This window comes from Enterococcus sp. AZ156, assembly GCF_051714165.1.
Lineage (GTDB): Bacteria > Bacillota > Bacilli > Lactobacillales > Enterococcaceae > Enterococcus_B > Enterococcus_B pernyi.
Map to the genome: position 1 here is coordinate 1472302 of NZ_JBIORI010000001.1, position 20524 is coordinate 1492825.

Annotated in this window: 22 protein-coding genes; 3 read left to right on the forward strand and 19 right to left on the reverse strand. The window is 38.4% G+C overall.

Annotation, left to right across the window (positions count from 1 at the left end):
* Positions 1-7 precede the first annotated feature (7 nt).
* Positions 8-607 carry a hypothetical protein gene (locus IGJ95_RS07015; protein WP_438761634.1) on the reverse strand — a complete coding sequence of 200 codons (600 nt, stop codon included), beginning with the start codon at positions 605-607 and terminating at the stop codon, positions 8-10.
* A gap of 17 nt (positions 608-624) precedes the next feature.
* A complete protein-coding gene (locus tag IGJ95_RS07020; RefSeq protein ID WP_438761636.1) occupies positions 625-867 on the reverse strand; it encodes a hypothetical protein in 243 nt (80 codons plus the stop codon).
* Between the two features lie 307 nt (positions 868-1174).
* On the opposite strand from IGJ95_RS07020, the gene IGJ95_RS07025 reads away from it, so the two are divergent.
* Together IGJ95_RS07025 and IGJ95_RS07030 are read left to right on the forward strand one after the other, a co-directional pair.
* Positions 1175-1537 (forward strand): helix-turn-helix domain-containing protein, encoded by a 363-nt coding sequence (locus IGJ95_RS07025; RefSeq protein ID WP_438761638.1) that lies wholly within the window; start codon positions 1175-1177, stop codon positions 1535-1537.
* A gap of 536 nt (positions 1538-2073) precedes the next feature.
* Positions 2074-2247: a hypothetical protein gene (locus IGJ95_RS07030; RefSeq protein ID WP_010735481.1), complete on the forward strand. Its 174-nt coding sequence runs from the start codon at positions 2074-2076 to the stop codon at positions 2245-2247.
* A gap of 75 nt (positions 2248-2322) precedes the next feature.
* On the opposite strand, the gene IGJ95_RS07035 is transcribed toward IGJ95_RS07030, so the two are convergent.
* The 12 genes from IGJ95_RS07035 to IGJ95_RS07090 form a co-directional block, all read right to left on the reverse strand.
* Positions 2323-2562: a hypothetical protein gene (locus IGJ95_RS07035; RefSeq protein ID WP_023519653.1), complete on the reverse strand. Its 240-nt coding sequence runs from the start codon at positions 2560-2562 to the stop codon at positions 2323-2325.
* A 115-nt stretch (positions 2563-2677) separates the two neighbouring features.
* Complete coding sequence (locus IGJ95_RS07040; protein WP_034688252.1) at positions 2678-3622, reverse strand: L-lactate dehydrogenase; 945 nt, start codon at positions 3620-3622, stop codon at positions 2678-2680.
* Positions 3623-3736: 114 nt separating this feature from the next.
* Positions 3737-4261 (reverse strand): hypothetical protein, encoded by a 525-nt coding sequence (locus tag IGJ95_RS07045; RefSeq protein ID WP_438761640.1) that lies wholly within the window; start codon positions 4259-4261, stop codon positions 3737-3739.
* Entirely contained in the window at positions 4258-4602 is a 345-nt protein-coding gene (locus tag IGJ95_RS07050; RefSeq protein ID WP_023519656.1) for a hypothetical protein, read from the reverse strand. Before IGJ95_RS07050 ends, IGJ95_RS07045 begins: the two co-directional genes overlap by 4 nt.
* A gap of 35 nt (positions 4603-4637) precedes the next feature.
* Entirely contained in the window at positions 4638-4829 is a 192-nt protein-coding gene (locus IGJ95_RS07055; RefSeq protein WP_019724541.1) for a hypothetical protein, read from the reverse strand.
* Positions 4830-4991: 162 nt separating this feature from the next.
* Positions 4992-5285, reverse strand: coding sequence for a hypothetical protein (locus IGJ95_RS07060; protein WP_010735475.1), 294 nt, complete (start codon positions 5283-5285; stop codon positions 4992-4994).
* Positions 5286-5368: 83 nt separating this feature from the next.
* Positions 5369-7417, reverse strand: coding sequence for a beta-galactosidase (locus tag IGJ95_RS07065; RefSeq protein WP_244063030.1), 2049 nt, complete (start codon positions 7415-7417; stop codon positions 5369-5371).
* The gene (locus IGJ95_RS07070) at positions 7414-9660 is read right to left on the reverse strand and encodes an alpha-galactosidase (protein WP_153829837.1); all 2247 of its coding nucleotides are present in this window, start codon (positions 9658-9660) and stop codon (positions 7414-7416) included. Before IGJ95_RS07070 ends, IGJ95_RS07065 begins: the two co-directional genes overlap by 4 nt.
* Before the next feature lie 92 nt (positions 9661-9752).
* Positions 9753-10190 (reverse strand): DUF3284 domain-containing protein, encoded by a 438-nt coding sequence (locus IGJ95_RS07075; RefSeq protein WP_153829836.1) that lies wholly within the window; start codon positions 10188-10190, stop codon positions 9753-9755.
* A 12-nt stretch (positions 10191-10202) separates the two neighbouring features.
* Entirely contained in the window at positions 10203-11537 is a 1335-nt protein-coding gene (locus tag IGJ95_RS07080) for a PTS sugar transporter subunit IIC (RefSeq protein WP_010735470.1), read from the reverse strand.
* Between the two features lie 147 nt (positions 11538-11684).
* Entirely contained in the window at positions 11685-12728 is a 1044-nt protein-coding gene (locus IGJ95_RS07085; RefSeq protein WP_023519663.1) for a LacI family DNA-binding transcriptional regulator, read from the reverse strand.
* Positions 12729-12943: 215 nt separating this feature from the next.
* Entirely contained in the window at positions 12944-13981 is a 1038-nt protein-coding gene (locus IGJ95_RS07090) for a Gfo/Idh/MocA family oxidoreductase (protein WP_010735468.1), read from the reverse strand.
* A gap of 212 nt (positions 13982-14193) precedes the next feature.
* Here IGJ95_RS07090 and IGJ95_RS07095 point away from each other — a divergent pair, with 212 nt between their 5' ends.
* Positions 14194-15066: a MurR/RpiR family transcriptional regulator gene (locus IGJ95_RS07095; protein WP_010735467.1), complete on the forward strand. Its 873-nt coding sequence runs from the start codon at positions 14194-14196 to the stop codon at positions 15064-15066.
* Positions 15067-15163: 97 nt separating this feature from the next.
* Here the strand turns inward: IGJ95_RS07095 and IGJ95_RS07100 are convergent, their stop codons facing one another.
* The 5 genes from IGJ95_RS07100 to IGJ95_RS07120 form a co-directional block, all read right to left on the reverse strand.
* The gene (locus IGJ95_RS07100) at positions 15164-15742 is read right to left on the reverse strand and encodes a histidine phosphatase family protein (protein ID WP_010735466.1); all 579 of its coding nucleotides are present in this window, start codon (positions 15740-15742) and stop codon (positions 15164-15166) included.
* A 259-nt stretch (positions 15743-16001) separates the two neighbouring features.
* Complete coding sequence (locus IGJ95_RS07105) at positions 16002-16613, reverse strand: TetR family transcriptional regulator (protein ID WP_010735465.1); 612 nt, start codon at positions 16611-16613, stop codon at positions 16002-16004.
* 18 nt (positions 16614-16631) lie between these two features.
* A complete protein-coding gene (locus IGJ95_RS07110; protein ID WP_010735464.1) occupies positions 16632-17312 on the reverse strand; it encodes an ABC transporter ATP-binding protein in 681 nt (226 codons plus the stop codon).
* Positions 17313-17319: 7 nt separating this feature from the next.
* Positions 17320-18393 (reverse strand): ABC transporter permease, encoded by a 1074-nt coding sequence (locus tag IGJ95_RS07115; protein ID WP_010735463.1) that lies wholly within the window; start codon positions 18391-18393, stop codon positions 17320-17322.
* A 282-nt stretch (positions 18394-18675) separates the two neighbouring features.
* On the reverse strand, positions 18676-20520 hold the full coding sequence (locus IGJ95_RS07120) for a carbohydrate-binding domain-containing protein (RefSeq protein ID WP_153829834.1): 1845 nt from the start codon (positions 20518-20520) through the stop codon (positions 18676-18678).
* Positions 20521-20524: the final 4 nt, after the last annotated feature.

Below are 20524 nucleotides of genomic sequence, written 5' to 3' on the forward strand. Positions count from 1 at the left end.
CCATTAATTAAAAAATTAATCTTAAAATTGATTGATAAATTTTATAAATAGAGAAACCTGCGATCAAAAGTGGTATAATAAAAACAATCAAAATATAGCCAGCACTTTGAAAGCCGATTTCAATTTGTTGGACCTCAGGATCAGTATAAGTTTGGGCTTGTATTGATCCTATTTTTTGATCTAAGATACTGAAATTTTCACCCGAAATTTTCTCAGTATTCAAAGACACGTTCGAAACTTTTTCTAACAAGTCATTTCTAGATTGTTCAGAAGATTTCACCTCCTTAAGATATTCAGTTTTAAATTCGTCAAAAGAGATAAAATACTCTTTTAACTTAGTTAATTGATCAGAGTAAATCATATCCATAAAATTCGAAGATTGGTAAATATAAGGATATATATAACTTCTCAACCAATAATCATAATTCTTAGAAAAATCAACTAGAGCTATATAATTATACTTTTGCGACTGAATAATCGCTTTTGTATCATTCGACAACCCTTCCTGTTTTAATAAATTGTCAAAATCTGTCGTATCAACTTGAAAGCTCGCCCTAGTATCTTTTAACTCAGGAATTTGAATAATTTTTTCAACAGAATCAGTCATTATAATCACTCATAATTCTATAAAGCAGAAACTGAAAGGCAGTTCATTGAAGTTGAATAACCATTTCGTGTCGCTTCAAGAACTAACTTACATTTTGAATTTTCACTACAATCAACAGTAAAATTTTCCGAAGGAAAAAACTCTAACTGTTGATAATTATCAGCGTCAGCAATTTTTACAATTCTATAGATATTCCCTGTTTTATTACTCGTTCTTTCTTCGACACCTCTAAAAATATAATTTCCATTTGACACAAACATAAATGACACTCTCCTTTTAATTCTTTTACAGAACATACGTTCGCTACACTTAAATTATATCGAACTTGCGTTCCCTTTTCTAGTAGTTTAAAAAATTTTTTTATCATTTTTTTACACTAAAGAATGAACAATAAAACGCAAATAATTAACTATTTATCGTTCATTACATTTTTTATAATATACTATATATAATGTATAGTCAACGATAAAATGTAGTTTTTTAGGATTTTTTTTAATTGTTTTTATAGATCGAACACTTTAACATGTAATCTGTTAATAAAAAAATACGAAAGGAGTTTTATAAATCGTGAACAAAAAAATAGACACAACAGAATTAATAAGAAACAGAATAAATGAATTAAAAGACAAGCAACACATGACTATCAACGCACTAGCAATCGAAGGAGAGATAAAGCCTTCATCGTTACAAAGCTTCATGAATGGTACAAGTAAAAATCCAACAATAAAAACGATTGAAGGTGTTGCAAATGGACTAGATATGTCTGTAGCTGAATTTTTCGACTTCTACCCTTTTAACGAAAGAAAATCAAAGAGAAAACAAACAGAAGAAATCAATGAACAAAATCAAATAAACGAGCTGAGAGAACTAATAAAAGAAGACTTAAAAAAAGAATTACTTGAAGAAATGAAAAAAGAGCAACTAAAATAATAGTCGCTCTTTTTTTGCGCTTTATAAAACAAACATTCTATATATTATACAAAGTAGATTCAAATGAAGTATAAACCATTATCAATCTGAATTAATCCGAATTTTACCACAAAACCGATTTTTGGCCCTTCTGCAAAATTTTAAAATTATTTTGCACTTGATTTGTTTATTTTCTATTACTTACCAACCATCTGTTTACAGAAAACTTAGATTTTAAATCTATATTCCTACAATCTACAAAATATCAGATTGACATTCTTGCATCAGATTTCAGTTGGTCTCAAGAATTTTTTATGACTTCGTCAATTTATGTATTTATCATCAACTAATCTATATCAGCCATTTTAATAATATGTTTTGCTAATTTCATATGTTTATTCATGAATCGTATCTTAACGATCTTTTTCTATTATCATTACTTTAAATAACTTAGCTATTTAAGTTCCTTATTTTCCTCGAAAATCACTTTTTTGGTTCTCTTAGGCCAAGTTTAATGTGATATGTTATCTATAGAATAATCACTGTGGTGATAAAAAATGAAAATTGTCAAACTGGAGAAAGAAAAAATCAAACAGTACATATTAAATGAAGCCAATGAACAAGATATGATTGAAATGATCGAGCTGATGCGTGCAAAGAAAGCGATTTTAGACTTAGAAAAAATCGCAATGGAGAAGAAGAAAATCGTTGATAAATTCAACAAATTGTAAGAGTCTAAGCCCTATAGCCTCTTTTTTCTCTATCTACGAATGCCCTCTTCTCCGTTCAAATGTTCTTATAATTCACTAAAAACGGATCACAGAAATATGATAAAAAATAATCCCAATAAATACTCCAAATAGAATATGTAAAACAACAGCCAAAACTAACGGAACAACCTTGGCTCCTTTTTTATCCCAGCTGTACTTTGCTTTCTTATTCTTCCATAGTAAAGAGATAAGTAATAAACTGAGAATCACGATCCATAATAGAAACGCAATACCAACTAAAGGCATTATTTTTTCATTAATAATAGCTATACCCATAAATACTCCTTTCTTTTCTATATACTCTTCTATCATCAAAAAAAACGGGAATAATCGGAAATAATTTTTTTGCTATTCCGATTGTTCCCGTTTTTTGTTCATTTCATTGCTGATGTTAGCGTACAGTATCAAGTACGGCTTTTAATTCACTGACTGATTGATGGAACATTGCTTTTTCTTGAGGTGTGATCGATAGATCAATGATTTCTCTTACCCCATTTTCATCAACGATCGATGGCACACCAGTAAAGATATCTTCTTCACCATACTCGCCATTTAAGTAAGCTGAAACTGGTAGTACAGCTTGTTCATTATTTAGGATGGCTTTGACGATTCGAGTCGTACTCATACCAATACCGTAATAAGTTGCTTTTTTACGGTCAATGATTTCATAAGCTGCATTTTTTACTTTGTCAGCAAGTACGGTTAAATCATTTTCTTCTAAACGATGATCTTTCTCAACATATTCCATGATTGGTTTACCACCGACTGTAGTATGTGACCAAGCAGCTACTTCTGAATCCCCATGCTCACCTAAGATATAACCGTGTACGCTACGTGGATCAACTGCAAGTTTCAAAGCAATTTCTTTTCTGAATCGAGTTGTATCTAAAGTTGTTCCAGTTCCTACCACTCTTGAAGCTGGTAAACCAGATTCTTGCCATGTTAAGTAAGTTAAAATATCGACTGGGTTTGAAGCAACAACGAAGATACCATCAAATCCTGAAGCCATTACTTCTTTAACGATTTGACGAGTGATTGTTGCATTTGTTTTCACTAGATCTAAGCGAGTTTGACCAGGTTTTTGGTTCACGCCAGCAGTTAAGATCACTAAATTTGCATCTTGACATTCTTCATACGTGCCAGACCATACGGAAACGTTCTTTTCGCCCCATGCCATTCCATCTAGTAAGTCTAAAGCTTCTCCTTCTGCTTTTTCTTGGTTGACATCGATTAAGACAAGTTCATTGGCAACACCTTGATTGATCATCGCATAAGCAATACTTGTACCGACAAATCCTGTACCTACGATTACAACTTTACGACTTGTTTTTTTCATGTCTAACACACCTTTCATCCGTTCTTTGTTATTTTCATGAAAATTATAAATCGATTACCATCATTTTTCAATAATATAGAAATTATATATACTATAATTTTTTTTTATAGAAAGTCAATAACGTTTATAGTCAGATTGTGTTCTTCTCACTCTTGGTATTTCTTTACGAGAAGTGGGCAATTCTTTAGTTGAAGGATCATTTGCTTTTGCTAAAGCAGTCATTTGCGGAGAAAGGTTTTTAACTTTAGATCGTAAAGAAATAAGTTCAGGTTTTGTTGGTTGATAAGTTTGATGTTCATCAGGTAAAGAATTGGTACTGGATTGTCGTGAAATATAACTAAAATTAGGATCTTCTTCCAAACGAGTAGGAGAAATTTTTAGTTGTAAATCTTCGACATAAATTCTTGAAGAAGGTTTTTTATAGAGTGGATCACCAAGTTTAGGGAGCAAGTTTTTTCTTCTTTCGCTGCGCTTGAGCTTCTTAGCTAACCGCTCCATTTCATTTTCACCAGTAGATTTAGGATAGTTTGCAGCATGATAAGTCGAATAGATGGCTTCGTTGATTCGTTGGAATAACATTTCCCGATATGTATTTGTATTGAATAATCGATGAAACTGATACAGTATAAAGTTCCTCAATCTTTTTGCTCCTCATTCTGGTTCCATGGCTCAAAGACATCACTTTGTCTACTTGCTCGGGCCTTTTCTTTTTCTATATTGCTTTTAACTCTTTCTTCTTGGACTTTATATGAAGCCGCAACTTCTTTTTTAAAATGCCTGCGATCTTTACGAGTCACTCTTTTTATATATTTGAATATTTGCCAAATAATTACGACAAGTAAGTAAACCGTAAAAAAGCCAGAAAAACCAAACTGAATAATAAACGCCATAACAAAAGCAGCAAGCTTACCTGCTTGTCTAGATGGTGAAAAATTTTCCTGCTGTTGCGCAATAAATGTTGAAACCCAGAACATGCCCATTTTCTTTTTCCCCCTACTCCTCTTTGTTCCAGTGATTACTTACTCTTTTTATACCGACTTTTGGCGAGTGCTTGTTTAGATGGTTTCTCCATTTTAGGTTGTGCAACCATTTTTACAGAAATAAAAACACACAAAACAATAACAAAACTTGTGATACCGATGATCATAGATGTGTTATTGATAAAATATTTTGTCAATAATTGAATGATGTCTGTTTGACCAACCACTATGTTTCACCTCCTTTAGACATACAATAAGCAATCATAGTTTATAATGAAAGGCTGGTCCGAAAAAAACTCTTTTTGACTTATTTTGAAAAAATAGAAAAGAACTTGCATCCGTAAGCCTTCAACATGGCTCATGTGGATACAAGTTCTTTTTTTGATTACTTATTCTTTGTGTTTCGTTTTAAAAGCGTCAAATTTTTCTTTCGCTTCTTCTACCACTTCTTCTAGTTCGTCCTTCAAATGATGTTTCTTTGTAGGATGCTCAGACTCTTCTTCCACAGCATTTGAACCAGACATCGCGACTTCTTTTTCTTCCCCGGAGTTGGTCCCAGCTAACGCCTCTTCTTTATTTGTTGTTTCACCTGAATTAGTTCCGGCTAATGCAACTTCATCATCTGTTTTAGGCGCCATTGACCCTCTTAAGCGTTTTTCTTTTTCTCCATCATAATTTGTCATGTTCTCGTCCTCCTTGTTGCTCTGTCTCTATCCTACAACAAGAATAAAATAACTGTCAAAACATAAAGGCGTATTCATTCGTATTAATTTTCTTTCCTTAGAATTTTCACTTCGTAAGGTGCAAACGTTAGTATACCAGTAAGCGTTTGATTTGTTTCGATAGCCAAGTGAGGATCAAGTAACTCAAGTTGTTGCATCTCATCAGAAAAGTTCATTAGAAAGTAATAACTCTGTGTCCCATCTGTTCGCGATTGAATCGATACTTTTGGATGTGATGCCTTAACGATTCCTTGTTGCAACGCTAATTTTTCGATGATCGGTTGGTAAAATACTTCTAAAAAATCGAGATTGGTACGAGCCGCTAAATAATAAGCAGTCCCCTTCCCTAAGCGATTTTCAACTAAAGCTGGCGTACCAGTATAAAAGTCCTTTTGGTAAGTAGCCCTCACCTTCCCTGTCGTTTCTTTGACGATACCACAGTAGTCTTTTGTTTGATACGTTTGTTCCTTGTAAAGGATTTGATTGTGTTCACCTGGATAAAGCGTATCAAGCTCTTTTGGCAAGACACCAAAAAGTGTTTGCAATACTTGTGACCATTCTCCAAGATGTAACCGATCGTGTTCATTGACCATTCCGGTAAAATAGCTACCAATCAACGTACCACCATTTTTGACATACTCTGAGAGTGCAACCATTGTTTCTTCCCGCATCAAATAGAGCATTGGTGCAACGACTAAAGCATAATTAGAGAAGTCTTGATTTGGCGTCAAAATATCAACAGCGATATCTCTTTCCCAAAAGAATCGGTAATGTTCTTGTAGTGTTTGGATATAACGACGAGTTGGACGACCAAAACCACCGCCTCTTTTTAATGCCCAATTGCTTTCCCAGTCAAATAAAATAGCGACTTTTGCCTCTGTTTGTGTACCTTTGATCGAAGACAAAGTGTCTAATCGTTTTCCGTAAGCCGCTACTTCTTGGAAGACTCGATTGTTTTCTGAATTGTCATGTTCGATCACCGCCCCGTGGAATTTTTCGGAATTTCCTAGTGATTGCCGCCATTGAAAATAGAGTGTGCTATCTGACCCATGTGCCAGTTGTTGCATCCCACTGAGCAGGTGCATCCCTGGCTTCTTCGCCTTGTTGAATGCGTGCCAATTCACGTAACTAGGCGTCGATTCCATCACGAGAAACGGTTGTTTCTTCAATGAACGATATTGATCGTGGACGTAAGCTGATTTCATGGCGGTCACATGTAAGGATTCGTACGGGTTATGCCAGTCGGGGTAGCTATCCCAACTGACGATATCTACAACTTCAGCAAATCGGGAATAATCAAGTCCTTCCAAGGGAATAAAGTCATGTTGATCATGGCCTTCTGCCATAAAATTAGTCGTTACTGGGATTGCTGGTGTGAGTTCTCTGATCGGTTCGATTTCATGTAAAAAGAAATCGATCGTCCGATCTGTCACAAATCGTTTCCAGTCTAAGTCCATGCCATGTACTTTATGTTCTCCAAGAGGCGACGGTGGTACAACTTGTGACCAACTGGAATAATCATTACTCCAAAATGTCATCCACCAAGCGTCATTCACCGCTTCTAAGGTTTGATATTTCGCTTTGACCCACTCACGCCATTTGGCTGCACAAAGTGGACAGTAGCATTCTCCTGAGTATTCATTACTGATATGCCACAGCAATAATGCCGGATGGACACCATATCGTTCAGCTAAACGCCGATTGATTTGCTGGACTTTTTTTCGATAAATAGGGGATGTGTAGCAATGGTTATGGCGAAAGCCATGATGATGCTTTTGTCCTTTTGCATTCGTTCGATTCACCTCTGGATATTTTTCACTCAGCCATTGCGGTCGTCCGCCACTTGGTGTGGCCAAGATCACACGTCCTTGACGTTTGTGCATCTCTTCAAACACTTTATCCAACCAGTCAAAGTGATAAACCCCTTCTTCTGGTTCTAATGTACTCCATGAAAAGATCCCGACAGTTACGGTATTGACATGTGCTTTGTCCATCAACTCAAAATCTTTTTTCAAAACTTCAGGGTGATTCAACCATTGTTCCGGATTATAATCCCCACCATGGAGTAAACGTGTGTCATTATAAGTCTTCACTTCATTTCCCTCCTTTCTACCAAATGATAGACGAATGATTGACAGTCTCCTGCAAGTTGGTACGTCGTATGGTTGGCTCCATTGAACAAATGTGGTTTTTTCAGACCAACATTCATCAGGAAATGACCGCTAATCGTTTCTTTTTCATTGATTTGATAATAACTATCCTTATTCAGGCATTCTGGAAGTGGTAAATATGCCTGTGCAGCTGGATTTGCACGTCCTAATTTTTGATAAAAACCAATGATTGCTTCTGACCGATCGTGATTAAATACCCCCCAACAAATTTCATTATCATACGGATGATTTGGCAAGATCTGGAGAAATTCACCATGAGTCAGCAACTGACGATGGGCTTTGTAAAAAGTGATCCGGTCGCTGATCTGTTGTTTTTCTGCTTCTGTCAAAGTCAATAGGTCTAATTCATAGCCTAAAGGCCCAAACATGGCTACATCTTGGCGGAATGATAAAGAGGTCTCACGTAATACTTGATGATTCGGAGAAGCAGAGACGTGATTACTAAAGCTAGAAAGGGGGTATCCTGCCATTGTTCCGCTAAGAATACTTAAGCGTTCCAACCCATCACTGGTATCACTAGGCCAGATTTGCGGACTATAAAATAAGATACCTAAATCATATCTCCCTCCCCCGCCAGCACAACCTTCAATCAAAAGATCAGGATAGCTGGTCAATAATTTACCGTAAAGCGTGTAGACGCCTTGGACATAGCGATGGAAAAACTCCTGTTGATGCATCCCTTGTTTTTCTAAATAAGCGGAATAGGCTTCAGTAATATTGCGGTTCATATCCCATTTGATATAAGTTAAATTCGTTTCTTCGATGATCTTTGCCATTTGCTCATAGATTCCTTCAACAACCGCCGGATTCGCAAAATCAAGCACATATTGTCCACGTCCCACCGAGATACGTGAATAGGGATGTTTCACCACCCAATCTGGATGTTTTTCCAATAACTGACTATCAGGAGAGATCATTTCAGGCTCGAACCACATGCCGAATTGAAGACCCATGTTTTTGAGCTTTGTTGCAAAGGAAGCCAAACCGTGTGGGAATTTTTGCTTATCAGGCGTCCAGTCACCTAATGAGGAACGATCATTGTTTCGTTTGCCGAACCAGCCATCATCTAAGACAAAACATTCCATCCCTAATTCTTTTCCAATGGTCGCAAGGGACAAGAGTTTTTCCTCAGTAAAATCGAAATACGTTGCTTCCCAGTTGTTGAAGACGATTGGCCGTGGCGTGTCTTGCCATTGACGATCAATCAGATAGTTTTCGATAAAATGTGTCAATTGTTTGGCAAGACCATTCGTACCTGCAGCGCTATACATCAAGACTGCTTCGGGTGTCGTAAAGCTTTCCTTAGGCGCTAATGCCCAAGTAAATTGTGTCGGATGGATACCGATCATCACTCGCGTTTTATCCCATTCATCCACTTCTGCTTGAGCGAGAAAATTACCGGAATAAACGAGATTCATTCCATAGACCTCTCCTTGATCAAGCGTTGAATTTTGATGTTCTAGCCGGATAAAGGGATTATGCTGATGGCTACTTGCACCTTTTAGTGAGCCAATTGCTACGACTCCTTGTTCAAGCGGTCGTTTCTTTTCATGCCGTTCTTTTAACCAAGCACCTGAAAAATGAGTGAAATCATATGCTTTGGTAGAAAGATTCAAGACCCCTGAAAGCATGCGATGGATCTGTAACTCTGCCTCAGATTGATTGATCAGCGTCTGACTTTGTACAATGGCGGTGGAATCGTAAAATAATGTGTAATGAAGTATTAGTTCTAACTGACGCTCCTGATCCATTAATCGCAATGAGAGTGTTTCAGTTTCTTCCTCATTCCCATAGGTAGCGGGACAGTTTAAGGTTCTTTTCTTGCCTTTTTTAGTCGTGGCTTCGACAAAGCGGAAATCTGTGTAGTAAGGCGTTTGGTTGCTTGAAAGTTCGATCGCGCCTTCTTTGAAATCAGAAGAACCATACACAGGATATGCTTGTGGATGATCAGTCAACGTAAAGTTAGGGTCATCTTCAAAAAACTTGACTGTTCCAGCAGATTTATTTTGATCTGTGACCAAGTAGTCGATTTCTTCGACAGATAAGCCATGTAAAGGTTTCCCGTAATAAATCTGCTCGATCTGTCCATTTTGCATGACATGGAGAATAAAGCTAACTTGCGAATTATTCATGTGAAATATGCGGTTATTTAATTGTTCAATCATGGAAGGCAACACCTCTTAATTTTTAGTTAGTAAAACAGACAAGGAATGAAGAGAACGACGTTTTGTTCCTCCATTCCTTGTTTATGGAGAAATCAGAGCTTTTGTATCAAATAATTGACTCTTTTGGCTAACTGACGATTGTAAAAGAATTTATAAAATGGCAGGACAAAAAGCAAACTCAGCTGCGTTTTGGCATCAACCAGTTCATTTCTTTCAGAATAATACAATGTGAACTGCTGCTCATCATGACGTTTCAGTTGGTAGGTTTGAATGATTTTTCCACCGGAGTAATCAGTAGTCATTTCAAGTAGTTCATCTTTGACTAAACGTTGGATCGTTAGCGTACTTTCGACAGTTGCTTGCCCTAGTTTTGTTTGAAGCGCAGTCGTGACGGCTGCTCCTTCTGTCAGCTCGGTAATTGAAGAGTCCTTGCTGTGAAAATAGTTTAATTGTTCTTCAAGAAGTACTTGGTAAAAATGTGCGGAGTGTGTCGGTATTTTCTTTCGGTAGTTCAAGGTATCGATCCGCATACGAATCACTCCCTACTGTTCTTCTATGGTGATTTTTCCATCCATCAGTTGGTTTTCTTTTTCTTGTTTCACTTGTTGGCGTTCTTCCTTCAAATATTCACGGTCCATTGCAACTAAGAAAGGCACCCAGATCAGTGTCATCACAACTACTGTTACGATTTGTAAAAGTGCGCCGGTGATCGAACCAGTTCCTAACCACCCTGACAGTAAAATCGGCGTCGTCCAGACAACCGTTGCCCCGATTGGACGAGGAACGAAGCCGAAGTAAATCGCAAAGTATGAAATCGTGGTAGAAGCTAGTGGCGCTAGAATCCAAGGGATGAATGCTATAGGGTTCAGCACGACGGGCAGTCCAAAAGTCATTGGTTCTGATACATTAAAGATCGCTGGCGCCATGATCGTTTTCATCGTTTTCTTCATTCGGATGGAGCGAGCAATAAAGAACGCCATCGTGATCGAAATACCAAGTTGCATTCCTTGATTGACGAACACCCCCATAAAGGTCGTATTGATGATATGTGGCAACTGCTCAACGCCATTTTTATATGCTTCAAAGTTTTCGATGGCTAAAGCACCCATGATTGGATCAATCACTGCATTGATGACTAACGTGCCATGGATACCGAACCACCAGAAAAGTTGCGTAAAGAAAACAGCGATCAATACAGCTGGTAAAGTTCCGCCAAGTCCCATCAAAGGTTGTTGCAACATCTGATAAACGAAATCGACTGCATTTCCCCAGGTGGTAAAAGTAAATAGATAGCGGATGATGTTGAATAAAAACAAAGGAGCAGCTCCAGGGATGATGGCCACAAAAGATTCAGCAATCATCGGCGGTACAGATTCTGGCATTTTGATCGTAAACCCTGAGCGACTGATCCGGCTATAGATTTCTGTAGCGACGATCGCTGTCAAGATACCCACGAACATCCCTTCAGCGCCTAGCTTCGATAAAGGAATAAACGTACCCATGGTTTCATCGCTCCCAAACGGTAACAGCATGATGAAACAAGAAAGTGAAATGGCACCAGCAAAGATTTGTGGTTGTTTGTAGTGCCCAGCCAATTGATAACCAATCCCAAATACAATAAAAAGTGCAGAAATACTCATTGTCGCATTGCCAACAGGACCAAAGAACTCATTTAAAAAGGTATTGAATGCTTCTGGCAGAAAAGTAGCGAAGCCAAATGTTGTTGGCAAATTTTGGATAATGATCATGATGGAAGCAAACATTGTTGCGGGAAAAGCCATCATAAAACCATCTCGGAGACTGAGTAGATATTTATTATTTGCGATCAGCGTTGCAGCGGGCACCATTTTTTCAGCTAATTTATCGACAAATTTCATGTGGGATAACTCCTTTTATTTAATATGTGCAAACGTTTACTTGGCGAGTATAATTGTTTACTTAATGTTTACACAAGAGAGAACACAAAAAAAGTTCGAGAAAGAGAGATTCTCGAACTTTTTCAAGGGTTAAATGTGCAAAATGAGTTAATCTAAAAGCGGACTGTCCTGTCCGATGGAATCTCGTAAGACGAGTTCACTGTGACAGATCACACGAATCGGCATCGTTCGTTCTTTTAACATGCGTTCCTTCGCTAAGCGTACAGCTAAACGCCCCATTTCTTCCGGATTTGCCTTGATACTTGATAAGCTTGGTGTCATGAATTGAGCCATTTCGATATCATCAAAGCTCACGACAGCAATATCATCAGGGATTTTTTTATTTGCTTCACTGATTGCTTTATAGACACCTACTGCCATCGGATCACTGGCGACGATAACTGCTGTGGGCGGTGAGGATTGCGCCAATAACTCTTTGCCTAAACGAAGGCCATCTTCAGGTTTCCAGTTTCCTTGATAGGTGTTGGCATAATGTGGCAGGCCATTTAATTTCATCCATTTAAGGTAAGATTCCGCTCGGATCTCTTCTTTGTTTTTATGAACTTCACCGTTTTCAGCTACTTGACTGCTGTATCCACCGATAAATGCGATGTTTCGATGGCCTTTCTTATAGAGAACTTCTAATACTTCAACGGTTTTTTGTTGGAAGTCGGTTTGGATACAATCAAATTCCTCAGAGTTCGAGTAATTATCCACCAAGATCAAGTTGGGATTGATTGTAGCGATTTTTTTCGTTGCTTCAATCGTCATTTCACTGATCATGATCACTGCACCATATTTCGCTAACTCTTTCCATTCTTTATGGGCATCTCTCATATGGAAAGCACGGATCGTGCGAAAACGCCACTTTGCTGCTTCTTTTTCAATGCCACCACGGATTTTGCGAAAATAGGGATCATCTAATTCTGCTTCTTCTTGATGTCGAACGATCAAGGCAATCGTCATTTCATCTCCTAAACTTCGACTGCCGCGTTTATTTTTATCAACAGAATAATTTAATTGATTGGCAATTTCAATCACACGTATCCTCGTTTGTTCGTTGATGCTAAATGTGGGATCTTCATTCAGGATACGGGAAACACTCGCTGCTGAAACCCCAGCGATTTTTGCGATATCACGTATAGATGCCATTTACTCACCTCTTGTTTACTGTTTACTAAATAGTAACAGAAAATCAAACAAAAGGCGAATGAAAATTTAGCATTTGCTCTTTGAGAATTTGTTGTTGCATTGTGTGAATCAGTGGGCAGGATAAACGAAAAAACCGTAAATCATCCTTTGGATTTACGGCTCGATTCTTTCATTACTTGGAAAAAGAGTATCCCCTTTTGGATGTAACAATATCCTTAATTTTCAAATGCAGTTTTTGCTTCTTCAATCTGTTGGATACCTGTTTCTAATATTTTCATTTGTAATAACGTTTCTTCATCTTTTACGATTTTTTCTGCACCATTGATCAACGTTTCGTAGATTCCTTCGTACACTCGGCGATAATCTCCGACTTCAGAAACAACTTTCTCTTCATGATAAGTTCCTTCTTTATCAATATAGGTCAATACACCATAGTGTTCCGGTTGATCAATCCCGAAGTCCGCGTTTTCAGGCATATAGAACATTTTCAAGTGTTCTTCTTGTCGGTCTTTTGTTTGTTTGACAAACATCCCTTTTTTGCCATAGGCAACAAAACTAGGACGTTCTTTGATACGGAAATAACTTGATTTGATCGAAACTTTCATTCGACCGTAGTAAAAGTCTAAGTCAAAGTAATCATTCATTCGGCCGGTTCCTAGTAATTGACGGACATCGTAATGGATATCATCTGGTTCACCAAAATAAGAAAGGACCTGATCCACTGTATGACAAGCATGGCCATATAAGTAGCTGTTGGCAACTGAAAATTCCTTTGTACCCTCTGGGATTTCTGGACGGAAGTAGTCATAGTGCATTTCCACTTCTAAAATATCACCAAGCTTTCCACTTTCGATCACTTTTTGGACAGTCAAAAAGTCCGAATCAAAGCGGCGATTTTGATAACATTGGATAAATAGTCCTTTTTCCGCTGCTAAATCGAATAATTCTTTTGCTTCTTTTGAAGTTTCTGCAAAAGGTTTTTCGACTAACACGTTCTTGCCATTTTCCAAAGCAAGTTTGGCGTATTCTGCATGAAATTGGCTTGGTGTCGTGATGACTACTAATTGGATTTCAGGATCATTCCACAGATCAGACAATTGATCGGTATATTCGATCTCATCAAAAGTTTCCCAAATTGGTGCTGATGGAGAGTAGATTTTTTTGACGTTGATTTTGTCTGGTAGCCTTCTTGAGAAGGGTAAATGATAGCGATTGGTACTTTTACCATTACCTAAATATGCGATTGTTAACATGTCGTTTCCTCCTACTTTCGAATGATTTCTTTTCTTGAGTATAGCGCACAATAGGTAAAAGAAAGCCGACTCTAGTTTTTTTGGTAGAAATGTTCAAAGAAATTGAAAGAATGTCGATATTTTTGAAAAAGATGTTCAATCTTAGACTACTGTAAAAAGAAGTGGTTATTTTTCTAGTTATTCAGTAAGATAGATTTGGAGGTGTGTGATGGATGCTTATCGAAGAAAAATTAACCCAACAAGAAACATTTACTACAAATGAAAAACGGATCGCCGATTATCTGCGGATGAATTTGGAAGCAGCAGTTTATATGACGATTGAAGAGCTGGCAAAGGAGACCTATACCTCCCATTCCGCCATTATCCGATTCTGTAAAAAAATCGGCTATAGCGGATTTAAAGAATTTCGCTTTGAATTAGGACGAGAAGTCCACCAACTGGTTGCTCAGTTCAATCAAGTCATCGATCCTAATTTTCCTTTTACCGTTGATGATGATGCGAAGATGATTGCCAAAAAAATGGCAGATCTATCCATTCAAGCTATCAAAAAAGCGCAATTTCAAATGGAAGATCAATCGTTAGAAACCATCGCGACTGTTTTAAACAAAGCAGAGCGCATTTTCTTATTTGCAAAAGGTGATTCGCAAACAACTGCTCGGAAATTCCAAAATAAATTAGTTAAACTAAATAAGTTCTTGATCTTAGCCGAAGAATATAGCGATTCGTCCTGGAATGCGGCTAATTTGACGGAAAATGACTGCGGGATTTTTATTAGCTATAGTGGACGCATCCATCATTACGAACGTATTCTTACCTATCTAGCACATATTGGCGCACCTAGTTTATTGATCACAGGAAATGAACAGTCTGAAATGGCAAAGAAAGCAGCCATGCGGTTGGTCGTGTCTCAAGAAGAGTATGATTTTGCGAAAGTTGCTACATTCTCTTCTCAAATTGCCTTCGACTATGTCTTGAATACCTTATACTCCTTGATGTATACGCAAAACTACCAAGAAAATTTATTGAATTTGAAAGAAAAACAAGAGCTGATCCAAAAAGGATTGTTAAAGGAATACAAGAAGTAAGCGTTATAGTAACAAAATAATAGCCCAAAGACTGAATCCTTCGTTTCGTCTTTGGGCTATTAGTATGGGCGTATAAAACTTCATTCATCAAAAAAACTTAAAATTGATGATTGATCGCCTGGATGAATGAAAATTGACGATCGCTATACTCGAATTCTAAAATACAACAATTTGAAAATTTTATCTTGGCCACTTGCTCATAAGGCAACCATTTTTGAATGAATAAATACATGGCACCACCATGGCTAACTGCTAACACGCTTTGGTGCTCTTTTTCCATGATGTCGATCAAGGTCGTGTTCATTCTTTGTTGGAGTTCTTTTGCCGACTCACCGCCATAAGGAACAAATGAATCACCATAGGAAGTTTCGCCAACTGGTCGTTTAGGATTCAATGCTTCACTTTCTCCCTCAAATCGGCCAAAGTTCCATTCTTTTAACCCTTTACATCGCTGATATTCTTTTTCCCCGATAATGATTTCTAGCGTATCAGAAGCTCGTTCTTGTGTGGATGAATAATACGCATCAAAGGTGATTTGATTGGTTTCAAAATAGTCTCTTGCCACCTCTGCTTGTCTGATCCCAGCTTCTGTCAATGGAGAGTCACAAGCCCCTTGGATTTTCCCTAATTGATTGAACAAGGTTTGACCATGACGCATGAGATAAAGTTTTTTCATTTAAAGACCTCCTGTTGGTTTGTATATGTATCTTCATTATTTAGTATAGTCTCTGGAGTAAACTCCAAGTCAATAGAAAACCTATTTTTTTCGATGAGGTGGGGATAAAAGTTGTCTTGACTTGAGATGATCAATGCTCCAGATGTTTACCATCAAGCTTTAATCATGGTTATTCAGGTATTGTATAAAAAAGAAGCGCCTACTCCCAATTACAAAGAATGATGCGGAAGTAGATGCTTCTTTTTATTTATAGACTTGTCTAACTATTAGCCTTACTCTTTACCCCTATCTCTAGCCATTTGACTTTATAGCGGAAATCCTCTACTAGTTCTTCAGCTGTCCATTGGTTGATCATATAATCTGTCAAAGAATTCATGACAAGAGCCATCACGAAATATAAAAAGCTGATGGCTTCTTCTGTCGTAGCCATGACGATCTGGTTGATTTTTAACAAATCAAGCCATTGTTCAACCATCGATGTGTCACCTTGATCATTTGAACGCTTCGCTGAACCTAGATCGTTTGCACGTGTGAGTAATTTGATGGATCGCCAATAAGAACTATCTTTACTTAGCTGTCCACACCAGGCGAGATATTCTTCGATTCCTAAGAAAAAATGATCTCGATTTCGATTGATCGAAGCGATGATATCTCCATGGACTTGATTGGAATAGTTTCGGACAGTAAACGTATACGCATCTTCTAAATCCTGAAAATATTTGTAAAATGCACCACGAGACATCCCCATTGCTTCAACGATTTCTGAAACTTTGACTTGGCTGATGTGCTGATCATAAAATGTATCTAATAAAATCTCTAAGATCCATTGCTGTTTTTCTTTGGAAATATTGAAAAATGTTTCTTTTGGCATAAACACTCTCCTTACTGCTTAAGCTTTAGCTTGTTCTTTTAAATAGCCGTCTTCCATGCGATAGACACGGTCGCTCCACTGGATCATCCGAGAATCATGCGTGACCATGACGGTCGCTTTTTGCTTCTCATGGGCTTCCTTGACTAACAATTTGACAACTTCATAGGCATGATCCGTATCTAAGCTTGCTGTGGGTTCATCCGCTAAAATCAAGCTTGGGTCATTGAATAATGCTCTTGCGATCGCTACTCGTTGTCTTTCTCCACCAGATAAATCTTTTGGATAACTGTCTTTTAACTCATAGATATCCAATGATTTCAGCAATTCGTCGATTCGCTCATCCCCTGCTTTTTTCTTAGCGACACGATCGACTAAGTAAAACTGTTCTTTGACTTTTAGGAAAGGGATCAAATTTGAACTTTGTAAAATGAAGCCAATTTCTTTAAAGCGTAAGTCTGCTCGTTTTTTTTCATTTAATTCAGAAAACGAATGACCGTTAATGTGAATTTCACCTGAAGTAGGTGTTTGAAGACCACCAGAGATGGTTAAAAATGTACTTTTCCCTGAACCAGAAGGGCCGATGATGCTGACAAATTCTCCTTGTTTCACTGAAAAATTGATTTCTTTTAGTGCAGTCACTTCTGTTCGGCCGTTGCCGAATTTTTTGACGATATTTTTCATTGTCAAGATTTCTTTCATTTTTCTATTACCCTCCTATCGCAATAACTGGATCAACTTTAGCGACTGTCCGAATGGAGAATAGCCCACCGATCATTGCTACGAGTATCAATATCCCACTATATAAAAGCCACTGAGGCCACATGATCGCGAAAGGCATGGCAGTCGGTAAGATCAAACTAGTCAAGAAAGCAAGCCCTACTGCGAATGCTACACCAACCACTCCTACGATGAATGCTTGTGCTAGTAAGGAACGGGCGATAAATGAATTTCTGATCCCTTGTGCTTTCATCACACCGAAAATCGCTGTTTTTTGTAAGGTGATCACATACATAAAGATGCCTACAACTGCTGCAACAACGACAAACAAGAAATAAATCATCGCATTCAATGTCATGTTTTGTGCAGAATAACCTGGGAGACTTTGAATAAAGTCGTCAATCGACAATTTTTGTAATGTTTTTGATGCCCCATCCGATTGGATAGTGGCAGCTTGTTTCGTGACAATGGCATTGATCGGCTTCTTCTCATCCGAAGCAAAAGGCTGATCGCCAAATTTCAACTGTGTCCATGTATCAAGGTCTGTATAAACGACCGGCCCCACCGTGTAATAAGTTTCAGGGAAGATCCCAACGATTGTTAGTTCTTCATCATAGCTACCGATTTTGATTTTTTTGCCAATCGAAAAACCTAGATCTGCCATATTTTTGGAAATAATGATTTCATTTTTTTGTTTGAACATCTCGCCTTCTAATAAATCAGGCAATAAGAACGCATCGCGTGTCGTCCCAAATACAGTGATATTTTCCTTTTCTTCTGCTTTGACTGCTCCGCTGAATAAGCCAATAGGCGCTTTGTCTTTTGCGTCTACTTGATCCAGATCTTCTCTCGTCAATTGAGAGGCAGCAAAGACTTTATTGGCATCTTCTGATAGCACGATTTCTTGTGCTTGCCAGTCAACAATTGCTTTTTTGAACTCTTCGGAGAGTCCACTTGCTAAACCAGTTAACATAAACACAACATAAGCGATCAAGAACATGATTCCAATAATCAGCCCATAGCGTAGTTTGGCATAGCGCATTTCTTTTATCGCTAAAAACATTTTTTTGATTCCTCCATTTCGATTTCTTCATGAGTGACAAAGTGTCACTGGATAAAAGTATAGCGCTTGTGCATCCAATAAGTCAATTGCTTCGTCTGATAAATTCGTTCATAATATTAGTATTTTTAAGAAAAAAACACACTAGATAGCCATATTCTATGTGACACAAGCGTTTGCAATCTGTTACGAAAGTAGTGATGAACAAAAAAATGATCCCAAAAATGGCGCTTGTTCGCACGCTATTCTTGGGATCACTATCCTTCGTTCTCTTCGGTGATGGAACTAAAAACCTCCTGGCCCCATTTGACCAAAGGAAACTTCTTCCCCAGATTGAGAAATCGTCATTGACGTATCTGCGAAGCTGAACGTGCCTAAATCTTCTGCATCACTGATTGATAGTTGTTCACTAAAGCCATTCGTAAGTTCAGCTTGAGTCGTGCCACCGGTAGCAATCGTATACGTTTCCCCAACTGCAAGCTGTGGTGACGAGACTACGATTGTTTGATAATTTTTAGCAGGTTGATACGCAATCACTGCTTCCCCTGCGGTTGTTTGCAAACTCATGAGTGTATCTGCTTGTTGAACAGTGTCATAGCTGATCGCTACTGTCGCTTGAGTAGAACTATCACTGACGGTTTGCGCCATCCCACTTGAACCAGCAGCGACAAATGTCCCGCCTGTTAGAGTAAATGTCCCACCATAATCCAATGCACCATTACCACCATTTACGGGGCCGTCAATCAGCATCGTACCGCCAGACATCTCAATGTTCCCGTTGCTGTCTAAACCGTCGCCTTTTGAATCAACGTAGATTGTCCCATCATTGATCGTGACTTCTTTGCTCTCATCCGCCTCATCCGGTGGACCACCAAAGCTGTCAGCGCCAAACTGTCCAGTGGTCGTTTCTGTGTCACTGCCACCACCAGCATTGATCCCGTCATCACTAGCAGTAACATGTATCTCTCCGTCATTGAAGGTGATGACTGCTGATTCAATTCCTTCATAGGATTGCTGGATGTCAATTGTGCCGCCATTGAAGGTCAATTCGTTGTCTGTATGAATCCCATCATCTCCAGAGCTTAATGTGAGTGTCCCGCCTGTTATTTCCGCACTGTTATTGGTATGGATACTGTCATCGGCGCTATTGATGGTATAGTTTCCGCTACTGATCAACACATTACTCCCGGCTTTTAGGCCTTTGTAACTTTCATTTGTATCTAAGTTCGTGCTATCGGCTCCGTCGGCCGTCTGGATCGTGATTTCTGCTCCTTGGCTACGGATGGATGTTTCTGCTTGGATGCCGTCTCTTCCACTGTTTATATTGAAAGTCCCGCCGTCGATCGCAACAGCACCTTTTGTCTCGTCCTCTGTTCCATTTGCTTGGATGCCATCCCCTTCTTCGGTGGTGATCTGATAGCTTCCACCTTTGACCGATACCGCATCTTTTCCTTTCAATCCGTTATTTTTTGCATTGATCTTATAGGTTCCAGAGATCAAGACTAAGTCATCTTTGCTACGAATCCCGTTACTATAATTGCCATCGACAGTCAATGCGCCAGTACCATTGATCGTCAAATCTTCTTTGCTGTACAATGTGGCATCTGGCTCAGTCTCATTTTCAGTAAGTGTATATGTCTTTCCATCAGCTAAGTGATTTTCAGTGTTGTCTGCTAAAGTCACTATCGCTTTTTCTGTTTGTTGGATATCAACAGCCGGTCCGTTAGAGTTGGTGATCGTTACACCGTTGAAAATCAGGTGGACGTTTTCTTCTTTCGGCACGTTCACGATCAATTGCCCATTAGTCAATGTTCCGCTGAGAACATAAGTCCCTCCTTGCGTGATCGTTACTTGTTTATCAGAAACTTCGACACCTTCTCCTGTCACTTCTGTCTTCTCCCCTAATTGGATGTCGACAGCGGAACTTTCCTCATAGCTAGTTGTTAGATCTTCTGTCTCATAATTACCGAACGTCGTTTCTGATTCCGTAGATGTCGTATCTGTCGAGAGATTTGTCACTGTACTTGTATCTGTTTCCTCTGTGCTAGTCTTACCCGAAGAAGCTGAATTTGCTGAGGAACAGGCTGTTAATAAGAGACTGGTAGTAATCAATGAATAGAATTTTTTCATGCGA